The following is a 14,446-nucleotide window of genomic DNA, read 5'->3' on the forward strand; positions in this document are numbered from 1 at the left end:
TACCATTCTTTAGCAGTATGAAAACGTACAAACATTGTCTCCAGTTTATCATGCTGCTCCTGTTAGGCTGGCAGTCGGTACTGGCTCAGGTTACGTATAAAGTAGACATCGATCCAGCCGTCACGTCCACGATCCGGTACCGGGTTTTCATGACCTCGGCCCAGAGCTACACGGGTACGAACCAGATCATCAGTACGGCCCAGGTGACGCTGCTGATTCCCAACGGTGGCACGGCGGGTGGGTCGGTTAACTACATTGCCAACGTAGTGGGTAAGTCGGGCAAGACCCCGTCTAACCTGACCCAGCAGATGAACTGGAACCCCGCCATTGCCGGTGGCCCTGTTGAAAATCCGCAGCTTGACTACCTTTCGTTTGGGTTTAGTTACGGTGGCAACCCAGTGTCATTCAGCATCACCGCCAACCAGGCCATTGAACTGTTTCACTTCGACTATACCGGCCCCTGCCCCGGCGCTGTATACCTGATCGAGAGTGCCGCCAACAGCCCCAATCCCGACCCGTTTCTGAAGCCTAACTCGCTCGGCACCGGCCCGGAAAACCAGATGACCATCTACGGCTTCGGCACGCAAAACGCCTACGTAGGCAACCAGGGCGGCACCGCCGACTGCCGCACCACCTTCCCCGACCTGAGAGCGAGCATTGCCGGACCTGCCAACCTGGCACAGGGCGGCACGGCCAGTTATGCGGTGAACCTCAGCAACATAGGTGCGGCCAGCACCATAGGTATCTATTCCACAACGGTTGCTTTGCCCGCGGGCGTGAGCTTCACCAGCGGTGCGGGTGCGGGCTGGACTTTTAGCAGCAGCCTGCTGGGTAACGGCACCACCCAGGTAGTAGCCAAAGCCGCCAATACCGTCATTGGGGCGGGGGGTACCAACGCCTTCACACTCAACGTGGCCACGTCGGCCTCGGCGTCGTCAGGAGCGGCAGTCATCAGCGGCGGCGTGGGTGGCGGCAGTGAAATCAATCTGGCCAACAACGCGTTTTCACAGAACGTGAGCATTGGCACCGTGGCGGCCTCTGCCGACCTGGTAGCCAGCATGGCCGGTCCGGGTGGACTGGTGGCGGGCGGCACAGGTAGCTATGTGGTGAGCCTAACCAACATTGGCGGCGCAGCCACAGCCGGGGCTTATTCCACCACCCTCATTTTGCCCGCCGGGGTTACGCTCAGCAGCGGCTCTGGTACGGGCTGGAGTTTCGCCAGCACCCTGCTGGGCAACGGCACGACGCAGGTAGTAGCCACGGCCAGCGCGGCCATTGCCCAAAATGCTATGGGTGCGTTTACCCTCAACGTGGCCGTTTCTGGCGCGGCGGCTTCGGCAAACGTGGCCATATCGGGTGCCGTGGGTGGTGGGGGAGAAGTCAACCTGGGCAACAACGCTTTTGCACAAAACGTGACGATCACCGCCGCCGTAGGCACCAGCCCCGACATCTCGGTAGGCATCAACGGGCCGTCGGTACTGACGCAGAATAACCCTGGTAGTTACAGCCTCACGGTGACCAACGCGGGCAGCGGGGCCACCACAGGGCCAACTACCATTACGGCCAGCCTGGCAGCGGGCACTACCCTCAACAGCATCAGTGGCCCCGGCTGGAGCGTGACCACCACAGCCGGACCGGGTGGCACCACCCTCCTCACGGCCGTTTATGCCAACCCCATTGCCGGTGGCGGTAGCGTTGCCTCACCACTTATCCTGAACGTGACGCCTAATACCACCAGCGCCGTTGGCCTGACGGGCGCGGCCAGTACGCCGGGCGAAACCAACACGGGTAATAACAGTTTTGCCCTCGGCGTACCAGTAATCCCCGTGCAGGCCACCCTGCCACCCGACCTTTCGGTGTCGCTCACGGGGCCGTCGGTAATTGCGGCGGGTGTACCGGCCAACTTTGTTTTTGGCGTAAGCAACGGGGGCACTGGCCCCACCACCGGGCCGTCGGTGTTGACCATTCCGCTGCCTGCTGGGATGAGCTACATTGGGGCCATCGGCAACGGCTGGACCTGCGCCACCAACGCTACCCCGGCCGTGAGCTGCACCTATGTGGCCATTATTCCGGCGGGTCAGTCGGCCCCCAACCTGTCGCTGGGGCTGTCGGCGGCATCATCGCTGACGGGCACGAGCGTCAACTTACAGGGCACCATAAACACCCCCGGCGACCCTGTTCCGGGCAACAACTCCAGCACGCCCAAGTCGGTGGCTGTTACGTCCGCCGCAGCGGGCACCCAGGCCGACCTGACCACCACGGTATTCATGAGCACCCAGGCTCCCAACCAGTACGAGGCACTCACGGCCACGGTGGTGGTGACCAACCTCGGTCCGGCGTCGGCTACGGGCGTGGTGTCGCAGGTGACGTTGCCCACGGGCTACCCCATCACGTCGATTCAGTCAGCAGCGGGCACGGCGTTTACGTCGGGCAACGGGGTCTGGACCATTGGTTCGCTGGCGGCGGGGCAGAGCGTCACGCTCACCGTTACCATGTCAGCGGCCACGTCGGGGCAGGCTACGGTGGCCAGCAGCGTGACATCGACGGGCGGCAACGACCCTGCTTTGGCCAATAATGCGGCGCAGACTTGTTTTTCGGTGCCCTATAACCTGTGTGCCGGCGGCTCATTTGCGGCCACCATTCCGGGGGCCTACACCAGCATTCAGTGGTTCCGCAACAACCAGCCTATCAATGGGGCTACGTCCAACACGCTGACTATCACTCAGGACGGCACCTACACGGTGTCGACCACGGGCGGGGCGGGCACCTGCGCGTCGGGTTCGTGTTGCCCTATCTACGTGCGGCAGGCGATCAACTGCTGCGAACCATCGGCTTGTATTCCTATTACGATCCGAAAAACGAAGTAAACGCATGAGGTACCCACAAAGAGGCTGCTCCCACCTGCGCTGGTGGGGGTGGCTTTTGGTGTTCGGGCTACTGCCACTGGCGGGCCGGGCGCAGGTGACGCTGAAGATCGTGCTCGACCCCGACGAGGTGACGTACCGGGTCTACATGCGGTCGGCGGTGGCGTATTCGGGCATTCAGGGGCTGATCACCACCGCGCAGATTACGCTTTCGGTGCCGCATGGCGTGGGGCCTAAGCACTTCGAGATCAGCAACGTAACCTCGCCTGTTCCGAAGATGCGCTGGGCACTCAACGACCGGGTAGATGCCCCTGCCGAAAACCCCGACCGCGACTACCTGTTTTTCAGCTTCATCAACAACGCCTCGCCGCTGGTGCTGTTTCCCATTCCGGCCAACACCGACATCCTGCTCTTTCAGTTTACGCGCACCAGCCCCTGTTTGGGCGGGGTGCAACTCATCAGCAACGACACCGACGAGTTTCGCACGCCCAACTCGCGGGGCATCAACGTAGGCAACAGCCTGTCTGTGCTGGGCTTTGGTGGTAACGCCTACCGCCTCACCGACAATGCGCCCCCCACGGTGACTATTCAGGCCTCTGTCACGCAGCTTTGCGCGGGTGAACTGGTACGTTTTCAGGCTGTTCCGTCCGTGGCCGATCCCACCTACCAGTACCAGTGGTTTGCCGACGGCCGGGCCATCACGCCGGTGGTTTCCACGCCGGGGGTGAGCTACGCCTTTGCCAATCCCGCCGATGCCTACACGGCGGTGGTGCGGGTGAAGCTCATTAGTCCGGGCGCTACGCCCTGCCGGAGTCAGACGGTGTCGGCCAGTACGTCGCTGCTGGTGAAGCCCCTGCCCATGGCCCTGATCCGCAATGCCGACGCCCGTTGCGTGCCCCTGCCCACCCGGCTGGAGGCCTTGCCCGTGGCTGGCGCCACCTACGAATGGCGCAACGACGCAGGCCCTGTTTCGCCGGCGGCGGTTGGTACCGATCCCAGTTATGATGCCCCTGTTAGCGGTACCTACACGGTGCGGGTGACGCTTAACGGCTGCGCCGCCACCTCGCCGCCGCTACCGGTGGTGGGCGTGACGCAGGCCGAAAAAACAAGCGTCAGCATCGGGGCCGGACAAACCCTGCTGGCCGGACAGCCCGTTGCGTTGGAGCCGGTGGTAAGCAATGCCGTTTCGTTCTCCTGGACCCCCACCGACGGTCTCAGCAACGGGCGTATCCGCAACCCCGTGGCCCGACCTACCGGCACCACCACCTATACCCTCACGGCCTACAGTAAGGCGGGTTGCCCGGCGCAGGATACCGTCACGATCAGGGTGCTGCCGCCGCTGTTTGTGCCCTCGGCGTTCACCCCCAACGGCGACGGGCAAAACGATGTCTGGACGCCCATCAATGCTCAGCAGTACACTGATTATCAACTGGTTATTTTGAACAGGTGGGGGGCTGTGCTGTACGAAACCAGGGCAGCTACCCCCGGCTGGGATGGTCAGATCAACGGCACCCCCGCCCCCGCAGACACCTACCACTACCAGATTCGCACCCCCTTCCATGAGTACGCTGGCTCCGTCACGCTAATTCGGTAGGGGGTGAGTAGACTCAATACCCATCATTCACGCTGAATCACGTATTGTATGGCCCTGCTATGTGGCGAACGCGTTTAGTGAGGTTCTAAAGACCAGATAATGGGGTTTACTAGAAACGCATAACCCTTTACGCCGCACAACCTAACGGCGGCTACGTACCTTTGCCTTATGCTAGACCGGATTTACCAGCTTACCGACGGGTGGCGGCACAGCCGCCTGCTATTTGGCGTGCTGGGCCTGTTGCTGGCCGTGCTGGCGGGCTACCTCATCGGCAAAATGGGCATCATGGGCGGGCTGCTCGTTATTGCTTTGCCCGTGGGTATCGCTACGCTGGTGGCGGTGCTGCTGGAACCCAAAATCGGTATCTATATCTACGCCAACCTCAGCTTCCTGATCGGGGCTGCCCGCTTCATGGACGGCGATATTCAGGTGGGCCTGGGTCTCGACGGCCTGCTGGTGCTCACCTTCGCCGGTACGCTGCTCAACGCCAAACGCATGACCTGGAAACGGTTGAAAAACCCGGCCTTCTACTGCGTGCTGCTGTGGCTGTTCTACACCATTCTTGAATACTTCAACCCCGACTCGCCCTACCCGCCCGCTTGGTTCTACCACGCCCGGTCGTTCTCGCTCAGCTGGTCGTTCATCGCCTTTATCGTGCTGGTCAACCCCATCACCAAAAATGATGTCTGGCTGCTGATTAAAACGTGGCTGGTGTGGTCGGTGATTGCGGCGTTTTGGGGGTTCAAGCAGCAATATGGTCACGCCGTTGGTCTGCGCGACCTGGAGCAGGCCGAACTCAACTGGCTGGCGGCAGGTGGTGCGCGTACCCACATCCTCTGGGGGCAGTTGCGCAGTTTCTCGTTCTATTCCGACGCCGGGCAGTTCGGGGCCGAAATGGCGGGCGTCACGCTCATCTGCATCATCTTGCTCATGGCCGAAAAACGCTGGTTCTACCGGTTCCTGTACCTCGGTCTCACGCTGGTCATCTTCTGGGGCTTTGCCGTGTCGGGCACCCGGTCGGCCCTGTTTGTGCTCATTGGCGGGTTTGGGGCGTTTCTGGTGTTGCAGCGCAAGCTCATGCCCGTTATCTACAGCGCCATCGTGGGCATTCCGATCCTGTGCATTCTGCTCTTCACGCACCTCGGCGACAGCGTTTACCAGATCTACCGCATCCGTACGGCTCTGCGCCCCACCCAGGACGAATCGTTTCTGGTGCGGCTCGAAAACCAACGACGATTGAAAGCTTACCTGGCCGATTTACCCTTTGGCACGGGCATCGGCAGTTCGTCGGGGGCAGGAGTGCGGTTTACGCCCTGGCACTGGGCCGCTCAAATTCCGCCCGACAGCTGGTACGTGCAGCTCTGGATCGAAACGGGCATTGTGGGCCTCAGCATCTACCTGTTTGTGCTGGCGGGCATTATCCTGACGGGCATCTGGCAGCTTTGGCGGATTAAAGACCCCTGGCTGACTACCCTGATGCTCATTCTCCTCTGCGAATTTATCGGCATCTGCGTCGTGAGCTATTCAAACCCCATTCTAGGCCAATTTCCCACCAGCACCATGCTCTACATCAACTCTATGCTGTTCGCCAGCGCGGGAAGGTGGGAGAAGGAATAATTTACGAATTACGAATTACGATGTACGATTTCTGCTGACGCCAGCGTACTCGTGCCGCACCGGCGGACCGGTCAGCAGAAATCGTACATCGTAATTCGTAAATCAATACATGCAAAAATTCGACAGCATCATTTGCGTTGGGCAAACCACCTGGGAGGGCGACTTTCAGAAGGCGGTGGTGCAGCTTATGCGCGAACTTTCGGTACGGCACCGGGTCTTGTATGTCGACTATCAGCATACGGCCAAAGACCTGCTCATGGGTGCATTGGGTCGGCAGAAGGGGGTGCCCGTGAAAGCCATGTTTGGTCTGGCCAATGCCCTGACTACTAAAGACGGCAAGGATGGCAGCGCGGTACACGTCTGGCAGCCGCCCACTATGCTGCCTATCAACTTCTTGCCAGCAGGCATTCACGACCGGCTGCTGACGGTCAACGCGGGGCGGCTGGCGCGGGGACTACGGAGGGTAATGCAGCAACTGGGTTTTGAGAAGCCGCTGATTATCAACGGTATGCACCCCGTACTGGGCATGGCTCTGCTGGGCAAACTGAACGAAGCGGGCACGATTTATTATTGCTTCGACGAAATCACGATCTCGCCCTGGATGCGGGAGCACGGTGGTCGCTATGAACCCAACTACATGCGCCGCGTCGACGCCGTCATTACTACGTCAGAGGCCCTTCGCGAGGCCAAAGCGCAGGTGCAGCCCCGCACGTTCTGCGTGAAAAACGGCGTCGATTTTCCGCTCTTCAGCCAAACCCGCCTTCTCGCGCAGCAACACCCGCCCACCCGCCCCACCGTAGGCTACCTCGGCACCGCCGACGACCGCCTAGACATCGACATCGTAGCGCATTGCGTACGCACCATGCCCGACGTGACGTTTCAGTTTATTGGCGAAATCAAAGAACCGGCTATCACCGCGCGGCTGGGTCAGTATCCCAATGTGGTGTTCACCCCGCCGCAGCAGCCCGCGCTCTTGCCGCCGCTGTTGGCGCAGCTTACAGCCACCATGATTCCGTTCGTCTGCAACGCGCACACGAAGACGATTTACCCGCTAAAAATCAATGAATACCTGGCTGGGGGGCTGCCCGTTGTGTCAACGCCGTTCTCAAATCTGTCTGATTTTGAGGGTGTTGTGCCGATGGTAGCCACGCCCGAAGCCTTTGCCGCCGCCCTGCGCCACGCCCTCACCGACAATGACCCCGCCCGCGTTCAGGTCCGCATTGATATGGCCCGCGCTAACTCATGGGCACACCGCGCCGAAGAGTTCGAAGTGGTGTTTGGCCAGTTATAATCAGGCTAATTCCTGCCGTACCTGCGCCACGAAGTCCACATTGACTTCGGCCAGGTCGGCGATTTGATCATCGGAAAAAGCCGTTTGCCGAATCATATTGACAACCACCGCTCGGCTTTTGCCAATGCGCCCCTTCTCAATGCCTTGTTCCAACCCTTGTTCTAACCCTTGTTCCAACCCTTGTTCTAACCCTTGCTCAAGACCGGCTTTCCGCTCGCGGTAAAGCAAAAATTCTTCGAGTCCCATAGTCTGCTGGCGGTTTGTTAGTTGATCTAATGCTTGATCAAATTTAGTGATTGTTTCGGCCTCCTCAAACCGGATGTAGTACCGCAAAAAATTCAACAGCTGCCGAATCTTTTGCTTGTCGAACGACTTGGTTAACAGTGCTTTAGCTAAACTGAGCTTTAGCGAAAAGAGATCTTCTTCTGTTAGTTTTTTCTTTTGCAGAGCCAATTGTACAACCAGCGCCACCGCAGCAAACGGGTTATCGCTGGCGGCTAACTCAGCCGTATCCTGCGCCAAAATTTTGTAGCTATTGAATTGATATACCAGAGACGTGCCCAAAAAATCTTGCCGGTATTCGGTCGGCAGAAAAGCAGAGTTGCGGTCTGTTAGTATGGAAAAAGCGGTGATGGGTCGCCGGTACTTATCAAAAATTCGGGCGAAGTAAATGAACATACGCTCGGCAAAAGCAGCATCGGCGTAACCCTGAACTTCTACGTGCACCAGAATCCATTTCTCCTCGCCTTCACGCGTAAACACCTGTACTAGTTTGTCAACGCTACGGTTGCTAAAGGCATCGCCTTCGGGCGGGAAAAGCTGCTCCAGTTCTTTGTCCAGAAAAACAAAGCCCCGCTGCATGTCGAATACCTGGTCGGCATTTGGGATAAAAAAGCGCAAGAAATCATCGAAAATGTCCTCCAGAATAGCTTTCCAAAGCGTGTCGTCACGATTCATACACAGGGTATTTATAAACGGTGGGTGGTACTAAACATCTGGCTGTTGATGAGTTCATCACAACCTCAGCCACGACGCGGGCACTAAATCTTTGGTGTCCCAGGGTTTGTTGGCGAACCACCGCTGGGGGGCAATCACCTGTTTGTTGGGGTGGGGGTTAAGCCACGCGCCCCACCAGCTGAAGCTGCTGTTGGCAATGACGTGGTGGCGACACAAACTCATCAGTTGCAGGTCGTCGAGGTCGGCGTCGGGGCCGGTGTTGGTGACCAACACGTGCGGCTGTTCGGTGTGGATATTGGCCTGCACCCAGTTGGGGTCGTCGCTGAAAAGGAAGAACGTGGCGTTGGGAAACTGCCCCGTAAGCCTTGCCAAGGCCTTTTGGTAATAGTCCAGCCCCACAAACCCAAACGACTGGCTGAACTCAGGATGCGTGACGTAGTCGCCCCGCCGAATGTGAACTGAGATGGGTACCTCGGCCTGCGCGATCTGCTGTTGGTAGGCCAGAAAGGTGTCGCCCAGGGGCCGGTTGAAGGTCAGTTCCTGCCGAATCTGTGCGGCACTGTCGGCAAAATACTTCTCCGACTGCCAGAATCCCCACAAGATGGTGAACGGTGCCGCCGGACGGACCACCGCCGGGTCGAAGTGGAAATCCGCCTCGGAACGGGTGTCTATGAGCGGGCGCAGCGACCGGCCCGGCAACAGCCGCGTGGCCTTGGCCGCATAGAGCCAGGGTGACGAATCGAGCAGGTTGTACGGGATGGTAAACCGGTCGAGCTTGAACTTCCGGACGGTGTCGGTGGCGTATTCCTGGTGAAAATACCGCAGGTCGAACCAGAGCGACGTCTTCCCCTGCAAGGCTAGATGCCGCCCCAGCGCATACTGAAACAGCTGATTACCAAGCCCGGACGTGATTTTTGTGATAACCATGTTTTGATTTACGACTTACGATGTACGATTTACGATTTGTTGCTGTCGCCAGATTACGCTTGCTACAGCGTATTCGCGACAGCAACAAATCGTACATCGTAAGTCGTAAATCAAAACCTTCCCTCCACCAGCGTAAACACCTCTTCGCGGCTTTTGGCGTGGAGGATGGTGGCGCCGGAGAGGTTAGGAAACAGGTTGTTGTATTCATTGAATTCGTGCTCGAAACCGCCGCCGGGGTGCGACAGCAGGATGTTGGTGCCGCCAAAACAACTGGCCAGCGCTGCCGTGCCACCGTGCATCGATATGAAGTGGTTGCAGTTGGCATAGACCAGCAGTTGCAGGTGGTTAAAGTTTTGCACCGTGGCCGCGTGCTGATCGAAGAGGTCATTCATCAGCAGCACCTCTGGGTGGGTGGTGCGCAGCCAGGCATGTTCGCCCAAATCCATAATCTCGCTGTTGTCGTGCACAATCTGCCCACCCAGCGGCCGGTTATACACGATCTGATAGCGCGATTTCAGCCCCGAAATAAGCCGGTCCAGCGCCGGAATATCCAGAAAATTAATGGGCGGCTTGTCCCACTCGATGTTATACTTGTTGGCAATCACCAGCAGCGGTTTGTCATAAACAAAAACGTCGTTCTGGTAGTGGCTTTTAAACGGCACCCGCGCCCATTTCGAGAAGTCGTACGTCGGGGCGTGGGTCATGTTCGGAATACTGTAATTGCCGTATCCGGCCTCCCAGACCCGTTTTTCGTACTTCTCGACGTGGTCCGGGCTAAAAAAATAAAAGGGACGGGTGTTTTTGCTGGCCACGGTCTGTTTCAGCGTGCCGTTTAGAAAATGCCAGTACGCAAACGGCATGGCGTAGCGGATTTCCTGGTCAAATTCGCCGTAGAACTCGACTACTTTGTAGGGCGTTTTGGTCAGGAAATCGGCTCGCCAGAAGCGGAGTTGATTCAGCCGCGCGAAGTAATTGTCGCGCACGAAATAACGCAGGTCGGGCCGGATGCGGGGATACCGCAGGGCCGCCAGCACATACAGCGATTTCAGGAGCCATGATCTCATCTAGCAGGCCACTTCGTCATAAATTGTTACTAACTGCCGGGCCGTATTTTGCCACGAAAACAGGGCTGCCCGGTCCAACCCGCGTCGGCGTAGGTCGGCGCAGAGGGCCTCGTCGGTGAGGAGGCGGTGGAGTTGGCGGGCCATATCGTCGGGCGAGGCGGGGTCGGCCAACAGGGCGGCCTCACCGGCTACTTCGGGCATGGCCGACGTGCTGGCCGTGAGCACGGGCGTACCGCAGGCCATAGCTTCCAGAATGGGCAGGCCGAAACTTTCGCGCAGCGACGGACACAAAAACACCGTGGCCAGGTTATACACCACCGGCAGTACCGTGTTGGGGATATAGCCGCAGAGGACGATATCGTTGGTCAGCACCTGCCCGCCAATCTGCGCCAGCACCCCCTGCACGTAGGCGGGCGTGACGTTAGCTATCACCAGGGGTAAGGTTAGCTGCCCGCGCTGTTTCAGCAGCAGCAGCGCCCGCAACACATTCGGGACATTCTTCTTCGGGTCGGGGTTGCCCAAGAAAAAGATAAACTGCTCAGGAAGAGCATATTGCACTCGAACGCGGGTCAGCAGTTCGGCGTCGGTGATGACCCGAAACTGGCGGCTCACGGCGTTGTGCACGGTGGTAACCCGCGCTGGGTCGATGTGCAGGTGGTCGATGATGCGCTGCCGTTCAAAGTGCGACACGGTCAGGATGCGGGCGCTGGTTTTCACCACGCGGGGCACGTTCCAACGGCGATACACATTGCCAAACCGCTGGTACCAGGTGCCGCCCACCACCGCTTTCTCCAGGAAAATGATGTCGTGCAACGTGAGCACCACCGGTACTGAACTCCGCAGCGGGGCGGTGTTGGCGGTGCAGTGCAGCACGTCGAGATGCTGGCTTTTCAGAGCATTGGGCAGGGCCACCTGCTCCCAGATAGGGTACGGCCCGGTCAGCTCCACCACCGACACACCGGCCGACGTGGGTATGTCGGTTGAGGCACGAACGGGGCTTTTTGGGCCTGTGGGGGCCTGTTCCGGGGTGGGTTTGGTGAATACCACCAGTTCGTGACCACCTAGCTCGGCTAGGGCATGCAGCGTTTCGAGGGCCACAATGTCCATGCCGTGTTTGTGGGGCCGAAGCAGCCGCTGGGCTTCAAAACCAATGCGCATAAAGTGGGTAGGTCAAACGGTGAAGCAAGTTACGGGAGAATGGTCGGTGGGCAACGGCCCCGACCAGGCCACCGCCGCCGGGTGATGGGTGTCGACCCAAAAACCCGCCACGTTCCAGTTACCGGCGGCATTGGGTAGGGCGGTGGGTACAGTATGCGTGCCGGTCAGAACGGGTAGTTGGGGCAAGGCGTCGGTGATGCCCTGCCCAGTAGCTTTCACCAAGGCTTCCTTGCGGGTCCAGCCTTCGTAAAACGCCTGCCGGGGGTCGGCCTGTTCCACTACATACTGTTGTTCCAGGTTGCTGAATGTGCTGGCCATCAAAGATTTATAGTCAATGGCTGGCTGAATCGTTTCCAGGTCTACGCCCACAGGAGTCTGGGCCAGGGCCAGCAACACCCACTTGTCGGCATGAGCCAGGTTCATGTGCCAGCCGCCGTTATTTACCCAAACGGGCTTGCCGCGATACCCCAACTCAAGCGTCACCTGTTCAGGCGGTTGGCCGGTGAGCTTACCCGCCACCTGCCGAAACAAGGCACGGCCCAGCACAAACCGCTGCCGGTCGGCGGGTTGGTAAAACCGGTCGGCGCGTTGCCATTCAGTAGGGGTGAGCCAGTGGGGTGGGGGAGTAGCCAGCGGATGGCCAAGCGAACACCGGAATAGACTGATGGTGTTGTCAGGCACCTGACCAGGCATACTGCCTTGCCAAACGGACCACAAAACGGGGGGTATCAGCAGGCAGGAAACGGTGGGCATCAGCGCGTACGGCAAGCCGGAGAGAACAGACAAATCGGGTGACGTTTGTTGGGGTTTAGAGTCAAAAAACGGCCTTTGGTCACGATATAGGCCATTTTTCGCCTTAAGGTCCGCGTTTTTGTACCCTAACGGATTGTATGAAATACCTCCTGTTGCCGGTTGCCGCCATTGGCGTAATGGTACTGCTCAACGCCCCTTCCACGCCCACCCGGCCCGCCGTGGCGCAGCCGCCCGCCAGGCTCCACCGCATTCCCATCGACCCCCGGCGGTGGTACCAGGTGGTCAACGCCAGCACCGGCCTGCACGGGTTGTTCGACGGGGTGTTGCAGGAAAACGTGAATACCGGCTGGAGTAAGCTATTGCCCAACTACGACGCTTACTACCCCCTGCGCCCCGGCGAAACCATGCGCATCGACAGCATTCGCCTCTACGATTTCGCCGACCAGAACCTCGACAAGCCCATGACCCTTTTTGCCGTCACCGACACTTGGCAGCGGGTGCCCATTGCGCGGTTTACGGGGGCCAGCTATAACGAATGGGTCGGGCCAGATCCGGCCAATCCAGGTGTGTTTGCCCTAAAAACGCCCGTAGCCAACGTGCGCTACCTGGTGATCAACACCTGGGGAGCCTACCCCGCCGAGATGGAGTTATACGGCACCTATACCCCCGGCAAAGATCCGATGGCCACGCCCGTTCCAATCCGAAAAACGCCGTTTGGGCAGGCGGTGGGGGTAAATATGTTTGAATGGAACCTGGAAGAAGCCGCCCGGTCGTGGGAGATCGACGAGAGCCGGGTGCCTGCTGTGAAGGGGTTTGCGGCCGTGCGGCACTACATGGACTGGGATAAGCTGGAGGGCGAACCGGGGCAGTATACCTATAACCTTACCCTGCATGGCGCCTGGAACTACGACGCCCTCTACACCCGCCTCAACGCCGAACACGTGACCGTGCTGGCCTGCCTGAAAACTATTCCGAAGTGGTTAGAAAACCTGTACCCAGCCGGTCAGCGCGACTACGGCAACAACCCCGTTCGCTACGGCAGCGACCTGAGCAAACCGGCCTCCTACGCCGAGCAGGCGCGGGTGGCGTTTCAGTACATGGCCCGCTATGGTTTCAACAAAAAAATTGACCCGAACCTGATCAAAATCAGCACCGTAAAAACCTGGATGCCCATGAACGAAAAGAAAATCGGGCTGGGGCTGATTCGGTATATCGAGTGCGAAAATGAGCGCGACAAAACCTGGAAAGGCCGCGACGGCTACCAGACCGCCCGCGAATATGCCGCCAACCTGTCGGCATTTTACGACGGCCACAAAGGCGCACTTGGCCCCAATGCGGGCGTGAAAACCGCCGACCCCGGCGTGACAGTGGTGATTGGAGGGCTGGCCGCCGCCACCACCGACTACGTGCGAGCCATGGTAGACTGGTGCCGCGAGTTCAGGGGATACCGGCCCGACGGGCGTGTGGACCTCTGCTGGGACGTGATCAACCAGCACCTCTACGCCAACGATGCCCACAACTCCCAGGGCATGGTGGTGGGCGGCAAAAAAGCCACGCGCGGGGCCGCCCCGGAGGTAAGCGGGGTGGGGCTACAGGCGCGGGAGTTTGTGAAGCTGGCACACGAAATAGGTTACGACATGCCCGTCTGGATCACCGAAGCCGGCTACGACACCAATCCCGGCAGTCCGTTTCACGCCATCGCCATCGGCCCGAAATCCGTGCTCGACACCCAGGCCGACTGGACCCTGCGCACGGCCCTGTTGTATGTACGGACAGGTATTGACCGGGTGTTTTTCTACCAGCTCTACGACGAAAACCCCGCCGACGGCACCCAGTTTAGCTCTATGGGCCTCATCAACGGAAACAAAACCCGCAAGCCCGCTGCCGATTTTCTGCATCAGGCCAACCAGCTCATTGGGGCGTATCGTTACCAGCAGACTATGGCGGCAGACCCCCTGGTTGACCGCTACGAACTGGCCGGAAAACAAGCCTACGTGCTCACCATTCCCGACGAGCGGGGCCGCACCGCCACCTATCAGCTACGGATTCCCCAAGGCGACAGCGTGCGGGTGTGTACGCCCAGGGCGGGCCGCGAAACCATGCCCTGCATCCGGCAGCTAAGTCAGACCGGAAGTATTCCCGTTTTTGTTTCTGAGACCCCTACCTTCGTGCTGCATTCACCACGTAACATTTCGCCGGTTTCTTCGTCTAAGTGATACGC

The 14,446-nt window shown here is 59.2% G+C and carries 10 protein-coding genes; 5 read left to right on the forward strand and 5 right to left on the reverse strand.

Annotation, left to right across the window (positions count from 1 at the left end; translation table 11 throughout):
• Nucleotides 1-17 precede the first annotated feature (17 nt).
• From J2I48_RS03735 to J2I48_RS03750, 4 genes are all read left to right on the forward strand, one after another.
• Nucleotides 18-2,867, forward strand: coding sequence for a DUF11 domain-containing protein (locus tag J2I48_RS03735; RefSeq protein ID WP_207334050.1), 2,850 nt, complete (start codon nucleotides 18-20; stop codon nucleotides 2,865-2,867).
• Nucleotides 2,868-2,871: 4 nt separating this feature from the next.
• Nucleotides 2,872-4,458: a T9SS type B sorting domain-containing protein gene (locus J2I48_RS03740; protein WP_207334051.1), complete on the forward strand. Its 1,587-nt coding sequence runs from the start codon at nucleotides 2,872-2,874 to the stop codon at nucleotides 4,456-4,458.
• Nucleotides 4,459-4,626: 168 nt separating this feature from the next.
• Entirely contained in the window at nucleotides 4,627-6,075 is a 1,449-nt protein-coding gene (locus J2I48_RS03745; RefSeq protein WP_207334052.1) for an O-antigen ligase family protein, read from the forward strand.
• Nucleotides 6,076-6,184: 109 nt separating this feature from the next.
• Nucleotides 6,185-7,366 carry a glycosyltransferase gene (locus tag J2I48_RS03750; RefSeq protein ID WP_207334053.1) on the forward strand — a complete coding sequence of 394 codons (1,182 nt, stop codon included), beginning with the start codon at nucleotides 6,185-6,187 and terminating at the stop codon, nucleotides 7,364-7,366.
• On the opposite strand, the gene J2I48_RS03755 is transcribed toward J2I48_RS03750, so the two are convergent.
• The 5 genes from J2I48_RS03755 to J2I48_RS03775 form a co-directional block, all read right to left on the reverse strand.
• Nucleotides 7,367-8,323 (reverse strand): RpnC/YadD family protein, encoded by a 957-nt coding sequence (locus tag J2I48_RS03755; protein WP_207334054.1) that lies wholly within the window; start codon nucleotides 8,321-8,323, stop codon nucleotides 7,367-7,369.
• Between the two features lie 57 nt (nucleotides 8,324-8,380).
• Entirely contained in the window at nucleotides 8,381-9,250 is an 870-nt protein-coding gene (locus tag J2I48_RS03760; RefSeq protein WP_207334055.1) for an alpha-1,2-fucosyltransferase, read from the reverse strand.
• A gap of 110 nt (nucleotides 9,251-9,360) precedes the next feature.
• Entirely contained in the window at nucleotides 9,361-10,314 is a 954-nt protein-coding gene (locus tag J2I48_RS03765; RefSeq protein WP_207334056.1) for a hypothetical protein, read from the reverse strand.
• Nucleotides 10,315-11,472 (reverse strand): glycosyltransferase family 4 protein, encoded by a 1,158-nt coding sequence (locus tag J2I48_RS03770; protein WP_207334057.1) that lies wholly within the window; start codon nucleotides 11,470-11,472, stop codon nucleotides 10,315-10,317.
• Between the two features lie 12 nt (nucleotides 11,473-11,484).
• Entirely contained in the window at nucleotides 11,485-12,258 is a 774-nt protein-coding gene (locus J2I48_RS03775; RefSeq protein WP_207334058.1) for a 4'-phosphopantetheinyl transferase family protein, read from the reverse strand.
• A 104-nt stretch (nucleotides 12,259-12,362) separates the two neighbouring features.
• Between J2I48_RS03775 and J2I48_RS03780 the strand changes: the two genes are divergently transcribed.
• Nucleotides 12,363-14,441 (forward strand): hypothetical protein, encoded by a 2,079-nt coding sequence (locus tag J2I48_RS03780; protein WP_207334059.1) that lies wholly within the window; start codon nucleotides 12,363-12,365, stop codon nucleotides 14,439-14,441.
• Nucleotides 14,442-14,446 lie beyond the last annotated feature (5 nt).

Origin of the sequence: Fibrella aquatilis (assembly GCF_017353255.1) — a bacterium.
GTDB lineage: Bacteria > Bacteroidota > Bacteroidia > Cytophagales > Spirosomataceae > Fibrella > Fibrella aquatilis.

Bases quoted from the DNA above. Each gene is read 5' to 3' on its own strand.
- J2I48_RS03735 (WP_207334050.1), top strand. From the start codon at position 18: ATGAAAACGTACAAACATTGTCTCCAGTTTATCATGCTGCTCCTGTTA.
- J2I48_RS03740 (WP_207334051.1), top strand. From the start codon at position 2,872: ATGAGGTACCCACAAAGAGGCTGCTCCCACCTGCGCTGGTGGGGGTGG.
- J2I48_RS03745 (WP_207334052.1), top strand. From the start codon at position 4,627: ATGCTAGACCGGATTTACCAGCTTACCGACGGGTGGCGGCACAGCCGC.
- J2I48_RS03750 (WP_207334053.1), top strand. From the start codon at position 6,185: ATGCAAAAATTCGACAGCATCATTTGCGTTGGGCAAACCACCTGGGAG.
- J2I48_RS03755 (WP_207334054.1), bottom strand. From the start codon at position 8,323: ATGAATCGTGACGACACGCTTTGGAAAGCTATTCTGGAGGACATTTTC.
- J2I48_RS03760 (WP_207334055.1), bottom strand. From the start codon at position 9,250: ATGGTTATCACAAAAATCACGTCCGGGCTTGGTAATCAGCTGTTTCAG.
- J2I48_RS03765 (WP_207334056.1), bottom strand. From the start codon at position 10,314: ATGAGATCATGGCTCCTGAAATCGCTGTATGTGCTGGCGGCCCTGCGG.
- J2I48_RS03770 (WP_207334057.1), bottom strand. From the start codon at position 11,472: ATGCGCATTGGTTTTGAAGCCCAGCGGCTGCTTCGGCCCCACAAACAC.
- J2I48_RS03780 (WP_207334059.1), top strand. From the start codon at position 12,363: ATGAAATACCTCCTGTTGCCGGTTGCCGCCATTGGCGTAATGGTACTG.